The 12,919-nt window shown below is 71.9% G+C and carries 11 protein-coding genes and 1 rRNA gene; 8 read left to right on the top strand and 4 right to left on the bottom strand.

The genetic code is table 11. The features are described 5' to 3' along the window. Positions 1-44: 44 nt before the first annotated feature. Positions 45-2,825: a pyruvate dehydrogenase (acetyl-transferring), homodimeric type gene (aceE, locus tag AC3A3L_RS13690; protein WP_487640592.1), complete on the top strand. Its 2,781-nt coding sequence runs from the start codon at positions 45-47 to the stop codon at positions 2,823-2,825. 40 nt (positions 2,826-2,865) lie between these two features. Here aceE and AC3A3L_RS13685 read toward each other — a convergent pair whose 3' ends face one another. Then, positions 2,866-3,855: an alpha/beta fold hydrolase gene (locus AC3A3L_RS13685; protein ID WP_487640591.1), complete on the bottom strand. Its 990-nt coding sequence runs from the start codon at positions 3,853-3,855 to the stop codon at positions 2,866-2,868. A 166-nt stretch (positions 3,856-4,021) separates the two neighbouring features. Between AC3A3L_RS13685 and AC3A3L_RS13680 the strand changes: the two genes are divergently transcribed. The 7 genes from AC3A3L_RS13680 to AC3A3L_RS13650 all read left to right on the top strand — a co-directional run bounded on the left by AC3A3L_RS13680 (position 4,022) and on the right by AC3A3L_RS13650 (position 11,079). Further along, positions 4,022-5,194 (top strand): PucR family transcriptional regulator, encoded by a 1,173-nt coding sequence (locus AC3A3L_RS13680; RefSeq protein WP_487640590.1) that lies wholly within the window; start codon positions 4,022-4,024, stop codon positions 5,192-5,194. 79 nt (positions 5,195-5,273) lie between these two features. Beyond that, complete coding sequence (locus tag AC3A3L_RS13675; protein ID WP_487640589.1) at positions 5,274-6,458, top strand: acyltransferase domain-containing protein; 1,185 nt, start codon at positions 5,274-5,276, stop codon at positions 6,456-6,458. Beyond that, on the top strand, positions 6,458-7,471 hold the full coding sequence (locus tag AC3A3L_RS13670; protein ID WP_487640588.1) for a beta-ketoacyl-ACP synthase III: 1,014 nt from the start codon (positions 6,458-6,460) through the stop codon (positions 7,469-7,471). The genes AC3A3L_RS13675 and AC3A3L_RS13670 overlap by 1 nt, the downstream gene beginning before the upstream one ends. A 56-nt stretch (positions 7,472-7,527) precedes the next feature. Further along, positions 7,528-7,773 carry an acyl carrier protein gene (locus AC3A3L_RS13665; protein WP_172260204.1) on the top strand — a complete coding sequence of 82 codons (246 nt, stop codon included), beginning with the start codon at positions 7,528-7,530 and terminating at the stop codon, positions 7,771-7,773. A 92-nt stretch (positions 7,774-7,865) separates the two neighbouring features. Beyond that, positions 7,866-9,116: a beta-ketoacyl-ACP synthase II gene (gene fabF, locus AC3A3L_RS13660; protein ID WP_487640587.1), complete on the top strand. Its 1,251-nt coding sequence runs from the start codon at positions 7,866-7,868 to the stop codon at positions 9,114-9,116. 20 nt (positions 9,117-9,136) lie between these two features. Continuing rightward, positions 9,137-10,567 (top strand): acyl-CoA carboxylase subunit beta, encoded by a 1,431-nt coding sequence (locus tag AC3A3L_RS13655; RefSeq protein WP_487640586.1) that lies wholly within the window; start codon positions 9,137-9,139, stop codon positions 10,565-10,567. A gap of 71 nt (positions 10,568-10,638) precedes the next feature. Continuing rightward, positions 10,639-11,079: a hypothetical protein gene (locus tag AC3A3L_RS13650; protein ID WP_487640585.1), complete on the top strand. Its 441-nt coding sequence runs from the start codon at positions 10,639-10,641 to the stop codon at positions 11,077-11,079. Positions 11,080-11,086: 7 nt separating this feature from the next. Here AC3A3L_RS13650 and AC3A3L_RS13645 read toward each other — a convergent pair whose 3' ends face one another. The 3 genes from AC3A3L_RS13645 to rrf all read right to left on the bottom strand — a co-directional run. Further along, on the bottom strand, positions 11,087-11,614 hold the full coding sequence (locus tag AC3A3L_RS13645) for a DUF3145 domain-containing protein (RefSeq protein ID WP_487640584.1): 528 nt from the start codon (positions 11,612-11,614) through the stop codon (positions 11,087-11,089). A gap of 152 nt (positions 11,615-11,766) precedes the next feature. Then, entirely contained in the window at positions 11,767-12,735 is a 969-nt protein-coding gene (locus AC3A3L_RS13640; protein ID WP_487640583.1) for a tetratricopeptide repeat protein, read from the bottom strand. Between the two features lie 114 nt (positions 12,736-12,849). Then, positions 12,850-12,919: ribosomal RNA gene (gene rrf / locus AC3A3L_RS13635) — 5S ribosomal RNA — on the bottom strand; the annotation flags it as partial.

Here is a 12,919-nt window from a genome sequence, read left to right as displayed (position 1 = left end):
GCCGGTAGATTTCGTGGCGCGGACGGGCGTGACACGATGAGCGCGTGAGTGACGCCGAGAAGTCCAGCAAGAGCCCCGTCGCATCTGTCATCCACGAGGGACTCCCCACGCAGCTGCCCGACATCGACCCGGACGAGACGCAGGAGTGGCTCGCGTCGTTCGACGCGATGCTCGACGACCGCGGTCGCGACCGCGCCCGCTACCTGATGCTGCGCCTCCTCGAGCGCGCGCGAGAGAAGCAGGTCGGCGTCCCCGCCCTGCGCTCGACCGACTACATCAACACCATCCCGCCGGAGCGCGAGCCCTGGTTCCCCGGCGACGAGGAGGTCGAGCGCCGCATCCGCGCCTTCATCCGCTGGAACGCCGCGGTGATGGTCTCCTCCGCCAACCGCAAGGGCCTCGAGGTCGGCGGCCACATCGCCACCTACCAGTCCTCGGCGAGCCTCTACGAGGTCGGCTTCAACCACTTCTTCCGCGGCAAGGACCACGAGGGCGGTGGCGACCAGATCTACATCCAGGGCCACGGCTCGCCGGGTGTCTACGCCCGCGCGTTCCTCGAGGGGCGCCTCAGCGAGGAGCAGCTCTACCGCTTCCGCCAGGAGGTCCAGCACGGCAAGGGCGCCGGCCTGCCGTCGTACCCCCACCCGCGCCTGATGCCCGACTTCTGGGAGTTCCCGACCGTCTCGATGGGCCTCACCGCCATCGGCTCGATCTACCAGGCCCGCTTCAACCGCTACCTCGACAACCGCGGCATCAAGGACACCAAGCAGCAGCGCGTGTGGGCCTTCATGGGCGATGGCGAGATGGCCGAGCCCGAGTCGCTCGGCGCGATCCGCGTGGCGGCCCGTGAGGAGCTCGACAACCTCACCTGGGTCATCAACTGCAACCTGCAGCAGCTCGACGGGCCGGTCACCGGCAACGGCAAGATCATCCAGGAGCTCGAGGCCAACTTCCGCGGCGCCGGCTGGAACGTCATCAAGGTCGTCTGGGGCCGCGAGTGGGACGCGCTCCTGGCCCGTGACGTCGACGGCGTCCTGGTCAACCGGATGAACTCCACGCCCGACGGTGCGTTCCAGACCTACTCGACCGAGGACGGCGCCTACGTCCGCGAGCACTTCTTCGGCGGCGACCCCCGCCTGCGCAAGATGGTCGAGCACATGTCCGACACGCAGATCGAGAAGCTCCCCCGCGGCGGTCACGACTACCGCAAGGTCTTCGCCGCCTTCGACGCCGCGTCGAAGCACACCGGTCAGCCGACGGTGATCCTCGCCCACACCATCAAGGGCTGGACGATCGACGCCCTCGAGGGTAAGAACGCCACCCACCAGATGAAGAAGCTGACCCTCCCGGACCTCAAGAAGTTCCGCGACCGGCTCTACCTGCCGATCAGCGACCGCGACCTCGAGGAGTCCTACGAGAAGACCGGCGGCGCGCCGTTCTTCCACCCGGGCGCCGACGCCCCGGAGATCGAGTACATGCTCGAGCGCCGCTCGGCCCTCGGCGGCTCGATCCCCCGCCGCGTCAACCGCGCCGCTGCCCTCAAGCTGCCCGGCGACGAGATCTACGCCGAGCTCAAGCAGGGCTCGGGCAAGAACAAGTTCGCCAGCACGATGGCCGTCGTGCGGCTGCTGCGTGACTGGATGAAGGACCCGGAGATCGGCGATCGCCTGGTCCCGATCGCTCCCGACGAGTACCGGACGTTCGGCATGGACTCGATGTTCCCGAGCGCCAAGGTCTACAACCCGGGCGGCCAGCAGTACGAGTCGGTCGACCGCAAGATGCTGCTCTCCTACAAGGAGTCCGCGCAGGGCCAGATGCTCCACGAGGGCATCTCCGAGGCGGGCGCGATGGCCTCGGCCACGGCCGCCGGCTCGGCGTACTCCACCCACGGCGAGCACATGATCCCGTTCTACATCTTCTACTCGATGTTCGGCTTCCAGCGCACGGGCGACTCGATCTGGGCGATGGCCGACCAGCTGGCCCGTGGCTTCCTCATCGGCGCCACCGCCGGTCGCACCACGCTGACCGGCGAGGGCCTGCAGCACGCCGACGGCCACTCGCCGCTGCTCGCGGCCACGAACCCCGCGATCGTGCACTACGACCCGGCGTTCTCCTACGAGATCAGCCACATCATGCAGAACGGCCTCGAGCGGATGTACGGCACCGGCGGGCCCGACGGCCAGGGCGAGGACGTGATCTTCTACCTGACCGTCTACAACGAGCCGGTCTCCATGCCCGCCGAGCCCTCCGACGTGGACGTCGACGGGATCCTCCGCGGCATCCACAAGGTCCGCACCGCCGAAGGCGAGGGCCCGCGGGTCCAGCTGATGGCGTCCGGCGTCGGCTTCCCGTGGGTCGAGGAGGCCGCGCGCCTGCTCGCCGAGGAGTGGGGCGTCCAGGCCGACCTGTGGTCGGTCACCTCGTGGAACGAGCTGGCCCGCGACGGCGCCGCCGCCGAGCAGTGGAACCTGCTCAACCCGGGCGAGGAGCGCCGCACGGCCTACGTCAGCGACAAGCTCGCCGGCGTCCAGGGCCCGGTCGTCGCCGTGTCCGACTACATGCGCGCCGTGCCGCTGCAGATCGCCCGCTGGGTCCCGGCCGACTACCGCGTGCTCGGGGCCGACGGGTTCGGGTTCGCCGACACCCGTCCCGCCGCCCGCCGGTTCTTCCACATCGACGCGGTCAGCGTCGTCGTCCAGGCCCTCCAGGCGCTGGCCGACGCCGGTGAGGTCCCCGCGGAGAAGGTCGTCGAGGCAGCGCAGCGCTACAAGATCGACGACCCCACCGCCACGAAGGACATCAAGCAGGAGGGGGGCGACGCCTGACGGGCGTCACCCCCGCTCACACCCGCCTGACCCGCCCGGGTCAGGCGGGTGTTGCGCGTCGTACGTCGCCGAGCGGGTCGAGCGGCGCGTCGCCGGCGCGCGCCTCGGCCGGGCGGACCGGTGCCCCCTCGTCGAGGAGCTCGCGCCAGCGCTCGCGGTCGTAGCGGCTGGGCTCCGTCGTGCGGATGAAGTCCCGCACGATCTTCGCGAAGCGCTCGGGGTGGTCGCGGTGCGGGAAGTGGCCGGCGTTGGGGATGACCTCGACGCGGGCCGTCGGCGCGAGCGCGCTGGCGTTGCTCGCGTGACCGACCGGGATGACGTGGTCGTCGGCTCCCCACACCACGCACATCGGCATGGCTTCGGTGAGGTAGGCCCGGTCCGACATCGTCACGATCTGGCCCTTCCAGTCCACGACCGCGCGGACCACGTGCCGGATCGCGGCGCGAGCGCGCGGGTCCTTGAAGGAGTCGTAGATGGCGGCGACCTCGCCGAGGTCGCGCAGCTGGCTGATCCCGCTCCGGGCGAGCACCCGCATCGTCGTGGTGGCCGCGTGGCGCAACCCCGGCGCCGCCAGCAGGCCCATGACCTGGTGGAAGCCCGGCGTGGTGATCGCGCGGATCGCGGGGTTGACCTCGGGCCCCAGACCGCCGGAGCCCACGAGCACGAGCCGCTCGGTGCGCTCGGGGTACTGGTAGGCGAACTGCATCGCCACTCCCCCGCCGAAGCTGTGTCCGACCACCGTCGCGGTGTCGATGCCCAGCACGGTCAGCAGGTCGCGCATGCCGTTGGCGTAGCCGCCCACGCTGTAGTCGGCCCGTGGCTTGTCGGACGCCCCGTGCCCGAGGAGGTCCGGCGCGATGACGGTGTGGGTCCGGGCCAGCGAGTCGATGACCGGCGTCCACGTCGTGTGGTCGCAGCCGAGGCCGTGGAGCAGCAGGACGACCGGTCCCGACCCGGCGCGGACGTAGGCGCGCCGGTGCCCGTGCACGGTCACGTGCTCGACCTGCAGGCTGCTGCTGCGACGGGTCACTCGACCTCTCACCTCGATCTCCGGGGGCGGACTGTTCGGGATTCAACCAGAGCGTGGTGCCCCGTACCCCGCACGCCTCTCCCCGATGCGAAGTCGTGACCTGCCGGTCGCCGGACCGCGGTTCGTGGGAATCCCACTACGTGACGCACCGCACTACAGTCGTGCCGTGACCCCGTCCCGTCGGCGCGCCGCCGAGGCCCTGCGCAACTCCACGGGCGCGCTGAGCACCGCGGCCACGGGCCGGATGTCGACCGACCTGCCGTGGTTCGACGACCTGAGCGCGGAGGACCGCTCCTGGGTCGGCCTGATCGTGCAGGCCGGCATCCGGGGGTTCGTCGACTGGTACGACCACGAGGTCGAGGCGTCGGCCCACGACCCCCTCGACGTCGTCGTCTTCGGCGCCGCGCCGCGCGAGCTGACCGGCGTCATCTCGCTGCAGCAGACCGTCGAGCTGGTGCGGCTCAGCATCCGGGTGGTCGAGACGACGATCGACACGCTCCTCGACCCCCAGGACGCTCGCGAGGTGCACGACGCCGTCCTGCTCTACGCCCGCGAGGTGGCCTTCGCCACGGCGGCCGTGTACGCCCGCGCCGCCGAGTCCCGCGGCGCGTGGGACGCCCGGCTCGAGGCCCTGGTCGTGGACGCGGTCGTCCGCGCGGAGACCGACGAGAGCGTGCTGTCGCGCGCAAGCGCACTGGGCTGGGGCGCGCACGGCGACGTGGCCGTGGTGCTGGGCGCCACGCCCCCGCACCGGGCGGAGCTCGACGTCTTCGAGTCCGTACGCCGCTCGGCCCGCGCCGGTGGCATGGACGCGCTGTGCGCCACCCAGGGCGAGCGGCTGGTCGTCGTGCTGGGCGGCGTGACCGACCCGCTCGCGGCCGCGACCCGTCTCCTCGACCACTTCGGCGACGGCCCGGTCGTGGTCGGGCCCGTCACCGCCGACCTGGCCCACGCCAACGCGTCCGCGCGGGCGGCGCTGTCCGCCCACCGGGCGGCCAGCGGCTGGCCCGACGCCCCCCGCCCGGTCGCGAGCCGCGACCTGCTGCCCGAGCGCGCGCTGGCCGGTGACGGCCACGCACGGCGCCACCTCGTCGACGAGGTCTACCTCCCGCTGGTGGCGGCCCGCGGCACGCTGCTGGAGACGCTGTCGGCGTGGTTCGAGCACGGCTCGTCGATCGAGGCGACGGCTCGCGCACTCTTCGTGCACCCCAACACGGTGCGCTACCGGCTGCGCCAGATCTCCGACGCCACGGGCTGGTCACCGACCCGCCCCCGGGAAGCGTTCGCGCTCCAGCTGGCGCTGATCCTAGGGCGCCAGTCGGGTCGGACGGAACTGTAGGAACCCTACAAGGATCTGGGGGTCACTTTCGTCGGCGTCGGACCCGCGCCGACCGGTGCCGACCCGTCACAGTGGACGTGTGCTCGTCATCGTCGCCCCCGGTCAAGGGGCCCAGACCCCCGGTTTCCTCACGCCCTGGCTGGAGGACCCGACCTTCGCCGCCCGGTTCGACTGGCTCGCCACCGTGGCCGGCATCGACCTGGCCCACTACGGCACCGAGGCCGACGCCGACACGATCCGCGACACGAAGATCGCCCAGCCGCTGCTGGTGGCGACCGGCCTGATCGCGGCGCTCGAGCTCTTCCCGCACCCCGCCGACGCGTTCTCGCGCATCGGCGCGGTCGCCGGCCACAGCGTGGGCGAGCTGACCGCGGCAGCCGGTGCCCGAGCGATCTCCGCCGAGCAGGCGATGGTGCTGGTGCGCGAGCGCGGCAACGCCATGGCCGACGCCGCGGCCACCACCGCCACCGGGATGACCGCAGTCCTCGGCGGCGACCGTGACGAGGTCCTCGCGACCATCGAGCGGCACGGCCTCACCGCCGCCAACGACAACGGTCCCGGCCAGGTCGTCGCCGCCGGCACGCAGGAGCAGCTCGCGGCGTTCGCCGACGACGGGCCCGCCAAGGCGCGGCTGATGCCGCTCAGCGTCGCCGGTGCGTTCCACACCGTCCACATGGCGCCCGCGGTCGACCGCCTCGCCTCGCTGGCCCGTTCGGTCTCCACCCACGACCCGCGCACCCCGGTGATCTCCAACCGCGACGGCCAGGTCGTCCACGACGGCCGCGACGTGCTGCGCCGCATCGTCGGACAGATCTCCAACCCGGTCCGCTGGGACCTCTGCATGGAGACCATGAGCGACCTCGGCGTCACCGGCATCCTCGAGATGCCGCCCGCCGGCACGCTCACCGGAATCGCCAAGCGCGCGCTCAAGGGCGTGGAGACCTTTGCGCTCAAGACGCCCGACCAGCTCGACGACGCCCGCGAGTTCTGCGACAAGCACGGCGAGGCGTCGATGATCGAGACCACGCCGACCTGGCGGATGGTCGTCTCCCCCGCCAAGGGAACCTTCCACATCTCGGCCGAGGCCGCGCAGCTGCACCTCCTCGCGCCCGGCGCCACCATCGGCGCCGTCGCGAGCCTGCGCGACCGCACCGACATCACCGCACCGCACGGCGGCTCGGTGGTCGAGTGGCTGGTCGAGGACGGCGACCTCGTCTCACCGGGTCAACCCCTCCTGCGACTCCACCCGGAGGCCACGCTCTGATGGCGACCATCACCGGCAGCGCGGGCGCCCCGCACGCGCGCATCCTGGGCATCGGGGCCTACCGCCCGACCCGCCTCGTCCCCAACTCCGAGGTCGTCGACGCGATCGACTCCAGCGACGAGTGGATCCAGCAGCGGTCCGGGATCAAGACGCGCCGCTGGGCCGGTCCCGAGGAGTCCGTGCAGATGATGTCGGTCGAGGCGTCGCGGATCGCGATCGAGCGGTCCGGCCTCGACGTCGGCCAGATCGACTGCGTCGTCGTCGCCACCGTGAGCCACCTGCTCCAGACCCCGGCCGTCGCCACGGCGATCGCGCACGAGCTCGGCACCGACGGCGCCGCCGCCTTCGACATCTCCGCGGCGTGCTCCGGCTTCTGCCACGGCATCGCGCTGGCCTCCGACATCGTCCGCGCCGGCAGCGCCCGGCACGTGCTGGTGGTCGGGGTGGAACGGCTCACCGACATCCTCGACCTCACCGACCGCGGCACCGCCTTCATCTTCGCCGACGGCGCGGGAGCCGCCGTGGTCGGTCCCAGCGACACCCCCGGCATCGGCCCTGTCGTGTGGGGCTCGGACGGCGAGCAGTTCGACCTGATCCGGCAGCGCGAGGACTGGCGCGACGTCGTCGGCACCGACACCACGCCCGGCTCCGGCGTGATGCCGCACCTGACGATGCAGGGCAACCCGGTCTTCCGCTGGGCGTCCTTCGCGATGGCGAAGATCGGCCAGCAGGCGCTCGACACCGCCGGCATCTCGCTCGACGAGCTCGACGTCTTCGTCCCCCACCAGGCCAACATGCGCATCATCGACGCGATGGCGCGCTCGATGAAGCTGCCCGACACGGTGCGGATCGCCCGTGACGTGGCCGACCAGGGCAACACCTCCGCCGCGTCGGTGCCGCTCGCGCTCGACCGGATGATCGAGGAGGGCGAGGCGAGGTCCGGTGACACCGCGCTGCTCATCGCCTTCGGCGCCGGGCTGTCCTACGCCGCCCAGGTCGTCACCGTTCCCTGACCCGCACCACCCGCAGACCAGCCCAAGCAGCACCCACACAGAAGAAGGGAAGGCCCATGGCCAGCACCGAAGAAATCCGCGCCGACCTCGCCGAGATCGTCAACGAGGTGGCCGGCGTCGACGCCGACGACGTCCAGCTGGACAAGTCCTTCGTGGACGACCTCGACGTCGACTCGCTCTCCATGGTCGAGGTCGTCGTGGCCGCCGAGGAGAAGTTCGGCGTGACCATCCCGGACGACGAGGTCAAGAACCTCAAGACCGTGGGCGACGCCGTCGCCTACATCGAGCGCGCCCAGGGCTGACGCTCTCCCCGGCGTCACGGGTGGCCGGTGTCCAGCCCCGGCCCCCGTGACCCAGGTACCCCCAACTCCCGCGAGAAACGGAACCTCATCAGATGCCCTCGACCCGCGTAGTCGTCACCGGCCTCGGCACCACCTCCCCCGTCGGCGGGGACGTCGCCTCCACGTGGCAGGCGATGCTGTCCGGCACGTCCGGCATCCGGCGCCTCACCGACGAGTGGGTCGACCAGCTGCCGGTGAAGATCGGCGGCCGGGTGGCGGTCGAGCCGTCCGAGGTCCTCGAGCGGGTCAAGGCCCGCCGTCTCGACCGGTCGAGCCAGTTCGCCATGGTCGCCGCCGAGCAGGCATGGGCCGACGCGGGTCTGGAGGGCTCCGGCCTCGAGGCCGAGCGGCTCGGCGTCGCGCTCGCCTCCGGCATCGGCGGCGTGACCACGCTCCTCGACAACTACGACACCCTCCTCGAGAAGGGTGCGCGCCGGGTCTCGCCGCTCGCGGTCCCCATGCTCATGCCCAACGCCCCGGCCGCCAACGTCAGTCTCAAGTACGGCGCCCGCGCCGCGGTCCACGCGCCCACCTCGGCCTGCGCGTCGGGCAACGAGGCCATCGCGATGGCCCTCGACCTGATCCGGCTCGGCCGCGCCGACGTCGTGATCGCCGGCGGCACCGAGGCCGCGATCCACCCGCTGCCGATGGCGGCGTTCGCCAACATGATGGCCCTGTCCAAGACCGGCAGCGAGGACGGCGGCGACCCGACCACCGTGTCCCGCCCGTGGGACACCGGACGTGACGGCTTCGTCCTCGGCGAGGGCGGCGCGGTGCTCATCCTCGAGTCCGAGGAGCATGCCCGCGCCCGCGGCGCGAAGGTCTACGCCGAGGTCCGCGGCGCCGGCATCAGCAACGACGCCCACGACATCGCCCAGCCCGACCCCGAGGGTCGCGGCGGCACGCGCGCGATCAAGATGGCGCTCCGCGAGGGCGACGTCGACCCCGCCACCGTCGTGCACGTCAACGCGCACGCGACGTCCACGCCCAAGGGCGACATCGCTGAGGGCCTGATGCTGCACGCCGTCCTCGGCGACCACGTCGACCGCTGCGTGGTCACCAGCACGAAGTCGATGACCGGTCACCTCCTCGGTGGCGCCGGGGCCCTGGAGGCCGTGGCCACCGTCATGGCGCTGCACGACCGCATCAGCCCGCCGACGATCAACCTCGACGACAAGGACCCCGAGGTCGACCTCGACATCCCGACGTCGAAGCGCGACCTCCCTGACGGCGACGTCGTCGCGCTCAACAACTCCTTCGGCTTCGGTGGCGCCAACGTCGCGGTCGCCTTCGGCAGCGCCTGAGAAACGGAAGGACCCTCCCGATGACGACGACGGCCACGAAGCCCGCCAAGCTGCCCCGTGAGCAGGACCCGCGCAACCCGGTCCACCGGCTCACCGCCCTCCTCGACGAGGGCACCCTCGAGCTGATCACCGAGGACGACGACTCAGGGATGCTCGCGGCCGTCGGCCGCGTCGACGGCACGTCCGTCGTCGCCTTCTGCAGCGATGCCACGGTGATGGGCGGCGCCATGGGCGACGTCGGCTGCCGCGTCGTCGTCGACGCCTACCACCGCGCCCTGACCGACGGCGTCCCGATCATCGGGCTGTGGCACTCGGGTGGCGCGCGGCTCGCGGAGGGCGTGCTGTCGCTCCACGCAGTGGGCCGCATCTTCCAGGCGATGACGCAGGCGTCCGGCGTGATCCCCCAGATCTCGGTCGTGCTGGGCCCGGCAGCCGGTGGCGCCGCCTACGGTCCGGCGCTCACCGACGTGGTGATCCTCGGTCCCGAGGGCCGCATCTTCGTCACCGGACCCGACGTCGTCCGCTCCGTCACCGGCGAGGACGTCGACATGCTGCGCCTCGGCGGGCCGGAGCCCCACGGGCGCCGCTCCGGCGTCGTGCACATCCTCACCGAGTCCGAGCGCGAGGCGCTCGACAAGGCCCGCACGGTGGCCTCCCTCCTCGGCGCGCAGGGCAGCCTGGCGGCCGAGTCGGTCGAGGACCGCGACCTGGGTGCCCTGCTGCCGGAGTCGAAGAAGCGCGCCTACGACGTGCACCCGCTCGTCGACGGCCTGCTCGACGAGGGCACCATGCAGGAGCTGCACGCCCGCTGGGCCCCCAACATCGTCACCGCGCTCGGCCGTTTCGGCGGTCGCACCGTCGGCGTCGTGGCCAACAACCCGCTTCGCCTCGGCGGCTGCCTCGACTCGCTGTCCGCCGAGAAGGCGTCCCGCTTCGTGCGCATGTGCGACGCCTTCGGCGTGCCGCTGGTCGTCCTCGTCGACGTGCCGGGCTACCTGCCCGGCGTCGGCCAGGAGTGGGACGGTGTCGTCCGCCGTGGCGCCAAGCTGCTGCACGCCTTCGGCGAGTGCGTGGTCCCGCGCGTGACGCTGGTGACCCGCAAGACCTACGGCGGCGCCTACATCGCGATGAACGCCCGCTCCCTGGGCGCGACCCGCGTGCTGGCCTGGCCCGGTGCCGAGGTCGCCGTCATGGGTGCCGTGGCCGCCATCCGCATCCTCCACCGCCGCAAGCTGGCGGAGGTCTCCCCCGAGATCCGACCGCAGGTCGAGGCCGAGCTCGCCGCGGAGCACGAGCGGATCGCCGGTGGCGTCGAGAAGGCAGTGGAGATCGGTGTCGTCGACGAGGTCGTCGAGCCCACCCGCACCCGCAGCGCGATCGCGCTCGCCATGCGGCACGAGATCGACACCGCCGGCGTACGCCGCGGACACCACGGCAACATCCCGCTCTGACGGCCGCGGCTGTGACGTAACGCACGTCACACCGCCTCGTTGGGCACCTCGATCCCCTCGGAGGTGTCCTCATGTCGAGCCTGCTCGCGACCGCCGTCCTCGCCGCGGCGAGCCTGCTGCCCACTCCCCTCCCGCTGCCCCTCCCGACCGGGCCGGCCGGCCAGGACGCGCAGCCGGCGACCGTGGCGGTCACGGGCACGCTGGACGCCGCCGGCGGGCGTCTCAAGCGAGGGTGCAAGGACTACGCGTACGCCTACTCCGTCACAGCAGGGTCGGACGACTGGACCTTCGACATCACCCTGCAGGACCGCAACGGGAAGGGCGTGAACGCCCAGTCGCTCATCGGGCCCAACGACCCCGAGTCGGGCGTGCTCCCCTACCGGCTGTGCCGCTGGGCGACCACGTCCGGGCGCTTCACCCTGAGCGGCGTGCTGACGTCGTACGACGACACGGCGCAGGAGACGGAGGTCCGGGTGACCGAGACCTTCACGCTGCGCCGGCGCAACCGCTGAGCGGCCCTCAGACCACCTGGTGGAGCCAGCGCACCGGGGCACCCTCGCCCGCGTGCCGGAAGGTCTCCAGCTCGTCGTCCCACGGCTTGCCGAGCAGGTTGTCGATCTCGAGGAGCAGCGTGGTGTCGCCGAGGGCCGCCTTCACGACCGCGGCCTTGAGCCGGTCCTCGGGGATCAGGATGTCGCCGTGCGGACCGGTGATGGCGTGGAAGATCCCGAGGTCGGGCGTGCACGAGAAGCGGGTGCCCTCGCTGGAGCTCGTGGGCTCCTCGGTGATCTCGAAGCGCAGGTGGTTCCAACCACGCAGCGCGGACGCGACCGCAGCGGCCGTTCCGGCCGACCCGGTCCAGGACAGCTCGGCGCGGTAGGAGCCCGGCTGGGCAGGCTGCGGCGTCCAGTCGAGCGAGACGGCAACTCCGAGGACTCCGCCCACGGCCCACTCGATGTGCGGGCAGAGTGCGGAGGGAGCAGAGTGCACGTAGAGAATGCCCCTCGTGGCCGGACCGTCCGGACGGGAAGCAATGCGTGTGGTCACTGTGACCTCCTTGAGTTCCGACGCTCCAGATGCGCCTTCCCCAGCGTTCTGTCGTCAGTGCTCAAAGAGTCGAGTGACACGTATGTGATTAGTGACCCCATTGTGACCCATGTGGCGCCTGAGCGCCAGCGGTCACGCCGAACGGGGCCGGATCAGGCCTGGCGCCGCTCCAGGACCTCGGCGCGCTCGGCCGAGTCGGTGAGCTCCTCGGAGTCGATCGCGTGCGTGCGGTGGAACCACGCGAGGGCGTCCGACTCACGGCCGGCGGCCTCGAGCGTGTCCGCGTAGGCGTAGCGCAGGCGCACCACCCACGCCGCACGGCTCTTCGACGTGAGCGGAGCGAGCTCGAGCGTGCGCAGCGCGGCGTCGAGCTGTCCCATGTCGCGCCGCGCGCCGGCCTCGACCAGCGTCATCTCGGCCTTGGCCTCGGAGCTGAAGTTGGCGACCGACGGGCTCTTCGCCAGCTTGATCGCCTGCTCGGGGTTGCCGAGCGCACGATGGCAGTCGGCCATGATCGGCAGGTAGTCCGTCGCGCCGTTCATCCGCTTGGCGGCGCGCAGCTCGGACAGTGCCTCGGCATAGTGCCCGGCGGCGTACGCCGTCTCGCCCGCGGCCTCGCGGACGACGGCGATGCGGGACGCACGGGCCCGGGCAGCCAGGGCGTGGCGATAGGCGAGCTCGGGGTCCTCGTCGATGAAGACGCCGGCCGCGGCCAGGTGGCGCGCGACCCGGGCCGCCAGCTTCTCGGGCAGTCCCTTGAGCTGGGCACGGACGCCACGGTCGAGCTCGGCACCGGTGATGCCCTCAGGCAGGTCGGGACCGTCGTACGCCGCCTGGTCGGCCGTGCGGGGCTGCTTCTCGTCCGCCCGTCCCCGAGGACCGCGCTGCTGGGCACCCGCCGGACGCTTGCCACCGGTCGGCTTCCCACCGAACGGACCACGGGCGCCGGACTTGCCACGGGTGTCGCCGGACCGGCCTGCGCCGCCACGGGAGTCGCTGCGCGAGTCACTGCGCTGGCCGCCGCGGGAGGAGGAGCTGCCGCGGCCACCGCCGGACGAGCCACCTCGCCCACCCCCGGCCCCACCTCGTGACGGTCGCTGTCCTCGACGGTCCTCGGCCACAGCCGCACTTCCCTTCTCCACGCGTCGACGCCCCGTTCGGGGGCAACGCTACTCATACCGCGCCAGAAATGACGCAGGGGCCACCAGATCACTGGTGGCCCCTGCCAAATGTTTGTCCGGCGGCGTCCTACTCTCCCACAACCTCTCGGTTGCAGTACCATCGGCGCTGAAAGGCTTAACTTCC

The organism is Nocardioides sp. Soil_C_8 (assembly GCF_057656315.1).
The sequence above is the reverse complement of the archived record's forward strand: the minus strand, read 5'-3'. Positions and strand labels throughout refer to the sequence as shown.

Bases quoted from the DNA above. Each gene is read 5' to 3' on its own strand.
- AC3A3L_RS13670 (WP_487640588.1), top strand. From the start codon at position 6,458: ATGGCGACCATCACCGGCAGCGCGGGCGCCCCGCACGCGCGCATCCTG.
- AC3A3L_RS13665 (WP_172260204.1), top strand. From the start codon at position 7,528: ATGGCCAGCACCGAAGAAATCCGCGCCGACCTCGCCGAGATCGTCAAC.
- fabF (WP_487640587.1), top strand. From the start codon at position 7,866: ATGCCCTCGACCCGCGTAGTCGTCACCGGCCTCGGCACCACCTCCCCC.
- AC3A3L_RS13655 (WP_487640586.1), top strand. From the start codon at position 9,137: ATGACGACGACGGCCACGAAGCCCGCCAAGCTGCCCCGTGAGCAGGAC.
- AC3A3L_RS13650 (WP_487640585.1), top strand. From the start codon at position 10,639: ATGTCGAGCCTGCTCGCGACCGCCGTCCTCGCCGCGGCGAGCCTGCTG.